Raw genomic sequence first — 12,624 nt, 5'->3', positions numbered from 1 at the left:
CAAAAACCTTCCCTTCAGACCAAAATGGGGGTTCTTTATCATTAAAAAGTGGGGATTTGAAGAAGAAAAGATATTTTTGAAGGAACTTCTTTGTATAAATATGTCAAAACTAGATAACTGGGTAGATAATAAAGTAATACAAAACCTATTCATATGGTGCTGCCTTTTCTTTATACTGCTTGGGGTCATCCAAGCAGAGAATAAGGTCATTCCCTCTGCATTTATTATTGTATTACTGGCACCGGCCATCTACATCAACAATATCTTGATTCTTCCATTTTTTAACAGAAACAAATGGCGATTTCTAGTTTTATTTGCCATCAATGCTTCCATTTTTACCGTGGTTGCTGTCTTTTTGTTACTCTGGGCAATAGATCAAGAATACCGATGGACCATGTTCCTCAACCTCTTTGGCATATTAATTTTGGCCTTGACCTTTGGAAGTGCACTCAAAATTTCAAGAGACAGTTTTGTGCGCCGCCAAGAGGAAAAGAATGCGGAATTAAAGCTGTTGAAAGCACAATTAAATCCACATTTTTTATTCAATACCCTGAACAACCTTTATGGATTATCTGTCATTAAATCTGATAAGTTGCCTGGTTTGATGTTAAAGTTATCTGACTTATTACGTTATAGTTTATATGATACCAAGGAGACCTATGTGTCCTTAGAACGTGAAATCCAATATTTGGAAAATTATATCGCCTTGGAAAAAATAAGATTGGAAGACCAGGCAGAGATCCATGTAAATATAACCGGAGCTATTGCCGGAAACACTATTGCTCCAATGCTCCTGATCGTATTTGTTGAAAATGCATTTAAGCATTTGGCCATGGGCCATAATCAGGAAAGCAGGGTAGAAGTAATCCTGGACATTACTGGAAGTTCCTTGTCGTTTTCCTGTACAAATGCTGTGGATACGAAATTAAACGAAACCGATATGGAAGCTGGTAAAAGTGGTATAGGACTTCAAAATGCCAAGAAACGATTGGTATTGCTGTATCCTGAAAAGCATCAATTGACTATTGTTAAAAAGAATGATACCTATACCGTTCAACTAATTCTTGATTTGTAAGATGGAACTATTGAAATGTATTATTGCCGACGATGAGCCTATAGCCCGTCAAATATTGGAAAACTATATTAAGGATACACCTTATTTAGAACTGGTTGCAACCTGTAAAAATGCCTTTGAGGTAATGGAGGTTTTGCAAGAACAAAGTGTTGACATTTTATTTTTGGACATCAATATGCCCAAACTCTCTGGTTTAAGTTTATTAAAAACAATGCAGCAAAAACCTAATGTAATCATCACAACAGCGTATTCAGAATATGCTGTAGAAGGTTTTGAACTGGCCGTGGTGGACTACCTTCTTAAACCTTTTTCCTTAGAACGTTTTTTGCAGGCGGTAATGAAAGTAAATGTAAAAACCGAAGCAATACCGCCAGTGAATCAACATCAAGTAGCCGAGGCCGATTCCATATTTGTGAAGAGCGATAAGAAAATTATTAAAATAAAATTTGAGCGTATTAGTCACATCGAAGCTTATGGAAATTATATCAAAATCTATACGGATAGCATGATATTAACGCCACAGACTCTATCCGATTTTTTAGAAAAATTACCCCAGCAGTTTATACGAATACACAAATCCACTGTTATTAATTTCAATCATTTAAAGCTTATTGATGGTAATCAGCTTGTACTCCAAAACGATATGAAACTGCCCATTGGAAAATCGTATCGGAAATCGGTCTTAGATCGCATCTAGTTAATTCAAGAAACAGATATGGCCTTTAGGCCTATTAAAAATTCTTGTTATTTTGAATATAAGGTGGGCATTTTATGCAACCTAATGCATTGTTTTAACAGTTTTTATCTTGTATTTTTTATCGAATTTTCTTGTTTTACTCTATTCTAAGGCCTAAAATGTGGTAAATTTGCCTTCAAATAAACACCTAAAAATCATGAAAACATTTAGTATTCTAGCATGTGCTATCGCATTTTTTACTTTTAGCGCCTGCAAACAGAACCCTGCTGAGTTACCCGAACATAAGGAAATGGTCCTTAAGCATCAAGAAATGAAAGACTCCCATGCTACCATGGCTACAGAACATGGTCAAATGAAGGATGATCATCAGGAAATGGTAGATGCCCATAGTGGTATTGAGAACGATTCCTTACATTTGGTCACTGAAAAAAGTCATACTGCCCTATTGGAGGAGCATGGTAAGCTCATCGAAGCACATAGTGCTTTGATAGCAAAGCACGCAGACTTGGAAACCAAACATGGTTCTGGAGAAATGTCCTTGGAAGAAATGACTTCGGAACATGCCTCCATGAAATCCGAGCATGATAATATGGAAAAAGAACATCAGCGTATCTTATCCGAGCACGAACGCATTACGGAAGAAGATAAGAAGTTAATGATGGAACATCAGGAAACATCGGCTTCTGAATAATCTTTTCTGAATACATTTTAAAATGCCCGGGATAGGATGTATTCCGGGCATTTTTTTGTCCACCATTCATGTGGTATGAAATTGTGACCGCAGGGCAAACCTAGCTGCACAACATCTCTTAGGGTTTCCTTCCAAAAAGCAAAAAATCTTGTGAGCCTCTATTGCTTAGGAAGAGATCTTTAATTTGATCTCCGTTTAAATCTATAAAGTCGATATCAAAACCCCGTCCTCCAATACTTTCCGGAAGAATTCCAGAGGTGACTTCAGTGTATTTTCCTTTTCCATCATTCACATAAACGCTAAAGGGGGTAATCCCTCCAAAGCGAGTCCCATTGGTATTTCCTGTCATAATATCGGCATCCCCGTCCTGATCAATATCCAAAAATGCCACCCCAAAACAACGATTGTTGTCTTTGGGCAAGTTACTGGAAGTAATATCGGAGAAAAAACCGTTTCCATCATTACGCAGCAATCTGTTCTGTCGCGAAGCGTTTGCAACAAAAGCTTGTACATTGCCGTACAATATATCTAAATCTCCATCGCCATCAATATCGGCTACGTCTACTTCCCTTGTCTCTTCGGGTTCATTGCGATAGGGTAATCTTGCGGAGGATTCATCTTTAAAAAAACCCTTCCCATCATTGATCAAAATACGGTTGGCATCCTCATTTCCAACCAACACATCCATATCGCCGTCATTATCGATATCTCCTAACGTAAGGTCTTGGGTCACGTCTATAAATTTGCCCAATCGCGCAATGCTCTCATCTTTAAAATTGCCTTTGCCATCATTGATCAGTACATTGTTCTGGCCATTATTCCCAATCATGATGTCCAGGGCCCCATCTTTATTAACATCAAAAACAAGGACGGAATTAGAGGTCCCGGTTACGGGAATACGGTTTCCAGCATCCTTAAATGTACCATCGCCATTATTGAGGTACAGTTCATTGGTTTTATCATCTTCGCTGACCACAATAATATCCAGATCTCCATCCAAATCAAAGTCAGCAATACCAATATCCTCACTGTCATGATTCACTTGAGGTATACGTGTACTCTCATTGCTAAACTTTCCTTTGCCGTCATTCACGAGCAGAATGTTGGGTCTGTGCTCATTGGCAATAATAATATCCATATCCCCATCCTTATCCAAATCGGCTATACCAGCATCCATGGAGAGCAACTGCAAATCTTCATAGGGTAAATTTATCGTAGTAACGTCTCTATACAAAGGCGTTGCTTTATTCTTTTGACCCTTATTTTCCTGACTATAGCTTACTTGTAAAACTCCAAGGATAAGCCCTATGGCGCATATTCTGTTCATTGAATTAGTATTATATTTCTTCTGCTAATTTAAGGCATTTTAATGCCAATACATAAATTTCCATATCTCTTGGATGACCATAAAAACAGGAATTCCTGCCACTGGTAGCCCGTTTTATGGTCAATATGCCCTATTTTAAAAGATTTTTATACTAGTTTGTTTTTTCTGGCTTTAAAGAAGTCGGTTTTTTTTAACATCTTTACCTTTTAGATGTGTTAAATACAACCTTAAATAAGACCGATTACTTCCTCATAGGTATTTATGCCCTAATTTTTGTATTGATCAATGGGTATGATCACTCTGTCAATTATGACACTACCAAATATATCTTTCCGGATGGACACAGTACCCAAAATATGGGGCCACCTCTGATTGGGTATGTAATGGCTATACCTCTAGAATTACTTTGTACTTTTTTAGTCGTCTTTCTATTTTTCTTATGGATTGTTCCAAAATATCTTATCAGAAGGCGAAATTATTTTCTTTTTTTTGCCTTTGCCCTCATCATCGCAACAAGTCTGGGGTTAGTGGCCTTTACCACTTGGCACTGGGCAGAAAACAAGCCTTGGCAAACTTTCCCAAAAGTATTTGAAGCCTTATTGCGAGGACTTGGTTTAATGGCAGAGAATGCAGGTCTGCCGCTTGGTATACTTCTGGCAAAAAAATACTTTGAAAGTCAATTGCATATTGTTCAAATTCAAAAGAAACAACAAGAAAGTGAATTAAAACTATTACAAGCTCAGTTGAACCCTCATTTCCTATTCAATAACTTAAATACTTTGGATGCTTTAATAGATCACTCACCCACAAAAGCAAAACAATACATCACAAACTTATCTTCCCTATATCGTTACCTCATAGAATCCAAGGACCAGGAAATCTTAAGTTTAAAGGAAGAGATAGCGATGATCCAGCACTATTTTTATTTGATTGAAACCCGTTTTGGCAATGCTTACACGTTTCAAATCATTGGAGAAGCTCAGGATGATGAAGCCTATGTTCCCACAGGAGCCTTACAAATTCTCGTAGAGAATGTCGTAAAACACAACAAACCTACCGCTAAAGTTCCCATCCAAACGATCATTGCAATACACCAGGAACATTTGGTCATAACAAATACAAAAATCGAAACGGCGAACGATATTACTTCGTTTGGGACTGGGTTGCAAAACTTAAAAGAACGTTATCAGTTGATCTTTGGAAAAAAAATCAGTATTGAAGAAAATAAAGAAACTTTTAAAGTAACCATTCCGATTCTTATATTAACGGAATATTATAGGTAAGCATATGAACATATTAATTTTGGAAGATGAAATACCCGCTTATGAAAAACTTTTAAATCTCTTAAGCCATCATTTTGAAGTTTCTTGTCATTTTGATTGGTCCCGAACCATAGAACAGGGTAGGAAGTTGTTGGGGAAGGGCAAAAAATATGACATCATATTTTCGGACATTCAATTATTGGATGGTACGGTCATTGATTTGTTCAAGTCCCTTACCGTGAATTGTCCCATTATTTTCTGTACCGCGTACAACGAATACCTGTTGGATGCCTTTAAAATTAACGGCATTGCCTATGTATTAAAACCATATACTGTGGAGGACATTAGTCTGGCATTACAGAAATATCGACAACTTTTTCATCAAGAGCGACCGTATCACATAGACCAGACCGTACTAAATGATGTTACTATGGCTTTAAAGCAACAGCATAGCTACAAATCTAGATTCGTCATTAAAACCCCCAAAGGGATGCACCTATTGCATACGGAGCACATCAGTTTTATTGAAGCATCGGGAACCTTTTGTAAACTGATTGATGATACTGGGGTCTCACATTTGTTTTCGCAGAGTATTACCCGCCTGAACGAAACCTTAAACCCAAAACAGTTTTTTAAGATCAATCGAAGTCATATTGTCAACATCAATCATATTTTACGGATGGAAAACTATTTTAAGAATAGGTTGGTTTTGCATATGAAAGGAGCTAAAGACAAATTGATTACAAGCTCAAATTCTACGGCTAAATTTAGGATTTGGCTAGATTCTTAGAACGCTATAGGTATTTACGTGCATTTTTATCCCATTTCATTCGTATTTTTCCTTAGTTCGTCCTTTTCAATTTTATGTCATCGATTTTGAGTTTCATTTTTGTAGTATATAACATGGCATTTATGCTCTAAAATCATCAATCAAAAATGAAAAAATCAATACTCATCTTGTTCATCCTTTGGAATGTTCAATTAGAAGCTCAAAAGACCTTAGAACGGGAAATTCCAATAGGTAGGGCGGATCATATTATGTTAACATTGCCCTATGCTCGAACGATTAAGGTACATAGTTGGCAGAAAAATGAAATCCTTCTAAAAGCATCGGTAAGAATAGACAATGGCAAACTTGATGACCATTTTAATTTAGATATAAAGGAGCGCTCCAATGGTATACGGATAAAGTCTTCTTATGGTAGATTATTTAAAAAACAAAAAAAATCTAAAGGTATTTTCTCCAACAAGGATAGGGGAACTACCATTAAAATGGATGGTGATACAGAACATGATGAAATCACGATTAATGGAATTCCCATTCATGCAGAATATGTACTTTATGCCCCTGAAAACATTGCATTAACCGTAAAAAGTACTGCTGGCAACCTAACCATCACTTCCTTCGATGGCAATCTTATTGCAGATATCATAAGCGGAAATATTACCATTAACCAATATAATGGTGACATGACTTTAAAGACCATAAGTGGCCATATTGCAATGAAAATTGGGAAAGCTCTAAGTTTAAAGGCCGAAACAACTATTGGAAAAATTAAAAAAGAAGGGCAGATACCCAAAATCATTATAGGCGAAAAACTAATAGGTAGCTTTGCCCAAGGGAACTTTGACCAAGGTCTTCATGATGTCGAATTAAGCACTGTAAGTGGTAACATTCGCCTAATTAAATAAGCCGTCCTCTTTTCGAGTACTATAGTTATCTTAAGCAGGTTTCTTCTTCATTCCAAAAAGCAGTCGGGGTATTTTAAAGGGGTAAATCAAGAATCTGTAGATCATTACAATAAGGGGAAAGGAAGTAAAGAGCAATACCATAATCTTTGCTGGAATGCTCCAATTGAATTGAATGATATAGTATCCCAGCACAACAATCACGGTTTGATGTAAAATATAAAAGGGGTAAATCGCTTCATTGCAGACTTTCAATAGCCTACTGCTTTTGTTCCACCAAAGTTGTCCATATCCCAATAAGGTGATTACCAAAGTCCAACCTACCAAGCCGCATACCGCATACCATATGCCCCATTGAACTTCCAAAGAGAGGTAGGGAGCTATATAGGCGTTGGGCAGAAAGTAGTACCCATAAAATGCAACAGCACTGATCACAAAGGCAATACCATGGTATTTTCTATAGGTTTTAAGGTATTTCCAACTGTTCTTTGAGGCCGTAAACAACATTCCGGCCATAAAAAAATAGCCATAGTAAAAGGTAGAGGAGAGGTTACCAATGGCCTTGGAGTTATCCGGATAGTATTGCTTTAGTACAATCGTAATAAGGATTAAAGGAATCGCTCCAATGAGGAGGCCATATTTTTTGGAAACGACTTGATTCAATTGTCGGAGCAATCGATCTGCTTTCGATGATTTCAGAAAAACAATGAAAGGAATCAGGAGTACTGACAGTATAAATAAGTTTTCAATAAACCATAGATGATTCACCTCAAAAAAAGATACGGTTTCATATACAGCGCCGTAAGATTCAAAATGATCTATACGCTCGTAATAGGTTTGGGGAGGTACAATAAAAAGCACGCCAAAGATGAGTGGAATAATCAGACGTGCACTGCGTTCTTTCAAAAATTGTAACCAAGTTCGTTTGGCAAAGGCATACATGGTACCGGTACCCGAAATAAGAAACAACAAGGGCAACCTAAACTGTTCAAAAAATACCATAATATCATCCAAAACCTTGCTGGATGTTGCATTCATAATATGGAAGTCATCCCCGTTAAAGGGCATACCTATATGATGTAGGTATACTGCTATAATGGCAATAACACGTAACCAATCAATATCGTACCGTCTTTTTTTCGCTGCCAAAACCCTTGCTTTTTTGTTCGTGGACAAACATAAAAACAAATGCCCCCTTACGAACCATTTTGTGATGGATGACAAATGAAAGTGACGAAATACAAGGAAGACCTTATCTATCCTCTGGTGTAGGTAGCATTGAAGTCGTTGATTTTTGATCGGGATACCGGAACTAAAAGGGAGCAATTTTTTAGGGTTAGGAGATACCCTTGCGCATTCCCGGAAATAGTCACTATCGCATTTAGGTTGACCAAATAGGAGCGATGCGTTCTATATACATCCCCATAAGTCTGTAATTGTTCTTCCAGAACTTTAAGGGGTACGCGGACCAATGTTTTATGTAAGCGCTGAGAAGAAAAGGAAAAAATTTCTGTATAATTGCCCTCTACTTTTGCAAAAAGGAAATCCTCCATGCGCAATTCAACATCTTCTTCCAAGGTATTTCCTTGAATCGTAATAAGACCTTTACGTAGTTCCCTTCCAGGGGTTTTAAACTGTATTTTTTTCAGGGCCTTGTTATGGCGCTTTATCAATCGTTCCAGATTAAAGGGGAGTATGAGCATCAACAAAAGAAATCCTACCAGAAAGGTATTTCTAATTTCCTCCCAAAGATACCGAAGCGACCAATTATCGGGGTTGGTATAAATGAAATCACGCACTAAAAAACTCCAAAACCCTATTAGGAGAAGAATAATGGATAAATGCCGCAATTCTTTTCCCAAGGTCCAAATGGCATTTTCATCTTTCTTTACATTCACCATGCGCAAATAAACAAACGCAATGGGCAAGGGAGTGAAGGCGTGTATCACTAAAATCCACAGGCTATGGATTTTATGTTCTGCCACATTTACTTCAAAGGGTTCAAAAAAATACGAGAACAAAAAACTTAAAACAGCGATGAACAACAACAGGAAAAACAATTTTTTTCCGTTTTTATAATAATAAGGATAAGGTTCCCTTAAGTAGGTTGCTATTTGTTTCAACAATGCATTCATCTTGGTCACAAGAAAATAAAAAATGGCCAGAAAATGAATTCCGGCCATTTTAATAGTATTCCGATTACAATGCTTAGTTCACTTTAAGAAGTTCTATCTCAAAGACTAATGGCATAAAAGGTTTTATAGGTCCTCCAGGTCGTGGATTGGCCCCATAGGCCAACTCTTGAGGAATATAAAAGGTGTATACGCCTCCTTCTTTCATCAGTTGTAGTGCTTCTGTCCAACCACGAATTACTTGATTCAATCTAAAATTGGTAGAATCGTTACTGTCAAACTCCACCCCTTCAGGAGTGGTTCCCTTATAACGAACCGTTACATCTGCAGTGGGTCCCTGAGGCTGTTTCCCTGTACCTTCCTTCACTACCACATATTGCAGACCGCTAGCCGTTACTTTAACGCCTGGTTTGGATTTATTCGCTTCTAAAAATGCAATCCCGGATTCTTTAACCTCAGCATATTGTTTCTCTATCTCTGCATTCTTTTTCGCCAATTGTTCTGCCTGCAATTTTTGACTGTAGGTCTGTAAAATGGTTTGGCATTCGGCGTCTGAGAGTTTCACTTCCAAAGAATCGGCTACATCCAAATATCCTTTGATAAAAGCTTCAACATTTAAGTCCGGAACTTGATTTAATAATCCTCTGGCTTGACTAGAGCCGATGGCATAACTTACAGAATCAATATTTGCTTTTAATTCCACGTCAGCTCCCGGTGCTTCTTTATTACAGGCCACTAAGGTTATCAACCCCATAACCAACACAATTGTTTTTTTCATTTGTAGTATATTTTAATCTTATAAATGGGATACGAAAATATACTTTTTTAAGCTAAGAAAACGTATTTCGTAGTGTAATTCTTAAGGGTATGGAATGTTTTATGGTGAAAAGCCTGTTTATCTTGTATTTTTATCTTTATGAAAGCTGATACTTAAGGAAAAAATAGCTTTTCCTAGCATCTTTGGTCACCCCATATTGAAAACAAATACGGCCACCTCGGCAGTTGCACAATTATCTTCGTTGTTACTGTCACAAAGTTCATAACGCAAGCGGTATTCCCCTTCTGGTGTTCCAGGGGCAACATCTACGGTACCATCTGCATTTAAGGTGACAAAGGGATCAGGTTGCCCCAATAAAGATAGGTTTATAGTATCGGTACTAACGGGAGCGCCGTCAATCGTATCATTATCCAATACGTTGATGACCGCAGTGCCGCCTGTAGCGCCATTAACCCCGGCAATTGCCTCGCCAACGGCATTGATGACTGCTGGGGCAGGTATAAATACAAAAAGAATGACTTCAGCCGATGCGCAATTATCCTCATTGTTGCTATCGCAAATCTCATAATTGAATCGGTATTGCCCTTCGGGTGTTCCTGGCAGAACATCCACCGTTCCATCCGCATTCAAGACGATACCATCTATAGGCTGTCCCAATCTTGATACATTAACTGTATTTGGTGCAGCAGGAATACCATCTACGGTATCGTTGTCCAATACATTGACCACCCCAATGGCTCCGGATGTACCATTGATTCCATCCATACCGTCATTAACGGCGTTGAGGACCGCTGGGGTGGATGTGAATACAAAAAGAACAACTTCAGCCGATGCGCAATTATCTTCATTGCTACTATCGCAAATCTCGTAATTAAATCGGTATTCTCCTTCAGGTGTTCCCGGCAGAACATCCACCGTTCCATCGGCATTCAAGACGATACCATCTATGGGTTGCCCCAATCTTGATACATTGACCGTATTGGGCGTAGCGGGTATCCCATCAACCGTATCATTATCCAATACATTGATGACGGCATTGGCACCTGCAGTACCATCAATACCATCCATACCATCATCTACGGCATTGATTACCGCCGATTCGGAATTAAACACAAAAAGGGCTACCTCGGTATTCCCACATCGGTCCTCATTGGTGCTATCACATATTTCATATCCCAAACGATATTCCCCTTCGGGCGTACCCGGGGCCACATCTACGGTACCATCGGCATTGATCGTGATATAATCGTTAGGCTGTCCTAAGCGCGATAAGTTCACATTATTAGGGGTTGCCGGAATTCCATCAATAGTATCGTTATCCAATACATTAATGACTCCAGTACCGCCTGTAGTGCCATTAACACCTGCTATTGCCTCGCCAACGGCATTGACTCCGGAACCGTCCGGGATATACACAAAGAGCACAACTTCTGCCGAGGCACAACGATCTTCGTTGGTGCTATCACAAATTTCATAATTCAAGCGGTATTCTCCTTCTGGGGTATTCGCCGCGACATCAACCGTACCATCAACATTTATGGTGATATAATCATTGGGTTGCCCTAAGCGGGATACATTTACGTTATTTGGGGTAGCCACCAAGCCGTCAATGGTATCGTTGTCCAACACGTTTATAATGGCGGTTGCCCCGGTAGTACCATTGATTCCATCCATACCATCATTAACCGCGTTGATACCGCTCATGTCACTATCTGCAAAAATAAAAAGGACAACTTCTGCGGACTGGCAATTGTCTTCATTATTCCTATCGCATATTTCATAATCCAATCTATATTCCCCAGTGGCCGTTCCGGGGGCAATGTCTATGGTACCATCTGCATTCAATGTAATATTGCTATTGGGTTGTCCCAATACCGAAATTACTACCGTATTTGGTGTTGCAGGAGCATCATCCACAGTATCATTATCCAACACGTTGATCACTGCTGTTGCGCCTGAAGTCCCATTAATGCCATCCATTCCATCATCCACAGCATTGATAACAATAGGATCCAAGGTAGTAAATTCTTCAATTTCGCAGGAATTCATCGGTAACAGCACAATAGCCAATACGATATACTTCAAGATTTTTAAGGTGCGCATAGGGGTAGATTTGGTTTGGGTTGTTTGGGTACTATTCAGGTTTTTGTCTCCTATTAACGAAAATAAGCCTATAATCGTATACTTTCTAAATGGCATAGCTATTTAGAGGTACCATGCCCGACACTTAAAGTGTTTAAAGCAGGAATAAGCCTTGGGCCAATCCTGTTCTATTGAAGCCTTTCATATAAACTTAATGATCTCCTTATAGGAGGCGCCAATAGGGATTTCCATTCCTGTTACTAAAATCACGTCTTTTGAGGTCAAGGAAGCTATTTTATTCGTATTGATGATGTAAGAACGATGGCTCCTTAAAAAATGAGAGGGAAGGCGTTGAATAAAGGTGCTTATTTTGTCCTTTGTAATTACCGTATCAGTTTGCGTATGTATGCGCACATAATCCTTAATACTATCAATGAATAGGATATCGTTAAACAAAATTCTGATCATTCTTTTATTTGCGTTTACAAAAATATGATCCGTTGTCGTTTCCAATGACGAAGATGGAAGGGAAGGGGATTGCAATGCCTTATACTTGTTGATGGATTTATAGAACCGGATAAAAGATATGGGCTTTAACAAATAATCAATAATGTCTAATTCATAGCCTTCCAAAGCATATTCCCTATAGGCAGTTGTTATAATGACTTTGGGTTGAATCTTTGTATGTTTTATAAAATCGATTCCGGTGACAACTGGCATTTGGATATCCAAAAACAAAAGATCAATAGGCGTATTCTGAAGAAATTGTCCTGCTGCCAAAGGATTGTCAAAAGTAGCTGCCAATTGGAGTTCCGGTATTTGCTCAATGTGCTTTTCAATGACCTTTATGGCCAAGGGCTCATCATCTATAACCATGCACTGTATCCCCAT

The 12,624-nt window shown here is 38.5% G+C and carries 12 protein-coding genes; 6 read left to right on the top strand and 6 right to left on the bottom strand.

The genetic code is table 11. From position 1 onward, the window contains the following. The first annotated feature begins 100 nt into the window (after positions 1-100). From ACEXOE_RS11540 to ACEXOE_RS11530, 3 genes are all read left to right on the top strand, one after another. Complete coding sequence (locus ACEXOE_RS11540) at positions 101-1,075, top strand: sensor histidine kinase (protein WP_394748941.1); 975 nt, start codon at positions 101-103, stop codon at positions 1,073-1,075. 1 nt (position 1,076) lies between these two features. Continuing rightward, a complete protein-coding gene (locus tag ACEXOE_RS11535; protein WP_394748940.1) occupies positions 1,077-1,772 on the top strand; it encodes a LytR/AlgR family response regulator transcription factor in 696 nt (231 codons plus the stop codon). A gap of 196 nt (positions 1,773-1,968) precedes the next feature. Next, positions 1,969-2,463: a hypothetical protein gene (locus tag ACEXOE_RS11530; protein WP_394748939.1), complete on the top strand. Its 495-nt coding sequence runs from the start codon at positions 1,969-1,971 to the stop codon at positions 2,461-2,463. Positions 2,464-2,581: 118 nt separating this feature from the next. Here the strand turns inward: ACEXOE_RS11530 and ACEXOE_RS11525 are convergent, their stop codons facing one another. Beyond that, complete coding sequence (locus tag ACEXOE_RS11525; protein WP_394748938.1) at positions 2,582-3,790, bottom strand: FG-GAP repeat domain-containing protein; 1,209 nt, start codon at positions 3,788-3,790, stop codon at positions 2,582-2,584. Between the two features lie 212 nt (positions 3,791-4,002). On the opposite strand from ACEXOE_RS11525, the gene ACEXOE_RS11520 reads away from it, so the two are divergent. The 3 genes from ACEXOE_RS11520 (at position 4,003) to ACEXOE_RS11510 (ending at position 6,744) form a co-directional block, all read left to right on the top strand. Beyond that, positions 4,003-5,073: a sensor histidine kinase gene (locus ACEXOE_RS11520; protein WP_394748937.1), complete on the top strand. Its 1,071-nt coding sequence runs from the start codon at positions 4,003-4,005 to the stop codon at positions 5,071-5,073. Between the two features lie 4 nt (positions 5,074-5,077). Further along, positions 5,078-5,842, top strand: a complete 765-nt coding sequence (locus ACEXOE_RS11515; RefSeq protein WP_394748936.1) for a LytR/AlgR family response regulator transcription factor — start codon at positions 5,078-5,080, stop codon at positions 5,840-5,842. Between the two features lie 146 nt (positions 5,843-5,988). Further along, positions 5,989-6,744: a DUF4097 family beta strand repeat-containing protein gene (locus ACEXOE_RS11510; protein ID WP_394748935.1), complete on the top strand. Its 756-nt coding sequence runs from the start codon at positions 5,989-5,991 to the stop codon at positions 6,742-6,744. Between the two features lie 30 nt (positions 6,745-6,774). Here ACEXOE_RS11510 and ACEXOE_RS11505 read toward each other — a convergent pair whose 3' ends face one another. The 5 genes from ACEXOE_RS11505 to ACEXOE_RS11485 all read right to left on the bottom strand — a co-directional run bounded on the left by ACEXOE_RS11505 (position 6,775) and on the right by ACEXOE_RS11485 (position 12,624). Further along, positions 6,775-7,890 carry an acyltransferase family protein gene (locus tag ACEXOE_RS11505; RefSeq protein WP_394748934.1) on the bottom strand — a complete coding sequence of 372 codons (1,116 nt, stop codon included), beginning with the start codon at positions 7,888-7,890 and terminating at the stop codon, positions 6,775-6,777. Between the two features lie 107 nt (positions 7,891-7,997). Continuing rightward, the gene (locus ACEXOE_RS11500; RefSeq protein ID WP_394748933.1) at positions 7,998-8,924 is read right to left on the bottom strand and encodes a LytR/AlgR family response regulator transcription factor; all 927 of its coding nucleotides are present in this window, start codon (positions 8,922-8,924) and stop codon (positions 7,998-8,000) included. A gap of 25 nt (positions 8,925-8,949) precedes the next feature. After that, positions 8,950-9,651, bottom strand: coding sequence for an FKBP-type peptidyl-prolyl cis-trans isomerase N-terminal domain-containing protein (locus ACEXOE_RS11495; RefSeq protein ID WP_394748932.1), 702 nt, complete (start codon positions 9,649-9,651; stop codon positions 8,950-8,952). 186 nt (positions 9,652-9,837) lie between these two features. Further along, positions 9,838-11,754, bottom strand: coding sequence for a hypothetical protein (locus ACEXOE_RS11490; RefSeq protein ID WP_394748931.1), 1,917 nt, complete (start codon positions 11,752-11,754; stop codon positions 9,838-9,840). 180 nt (positions 11,755-11,934) lie between these two features. Next, the gene (locus ACEXOE_RS11485) at positions 11,935-12,624 is read right to left on the bottom strand and encodes a LytR/AlgR family response regulator transcription factor (protein ID WP_394748930.1); all 690 of its coding nucleotides are present in this window, start codon (positions 12,622-12,624) and stop codon (positions 11,935-11,937) included.

It is taken from the genome of Spongiimicrobium salis (assembly GCF_043678055.1).
Taxonomy (GTDB): Bacteria; Bacteroidota; Bacteroidia; order Flavobacteriales; family Flavobacteriaceae; genus Spongiimicrobium; species Spongiimicrobium salis.
Note: the sequence above shows the minus strand (reverse complement) of the source record. Positions and strands in the feature narration are given on the sequence as shown.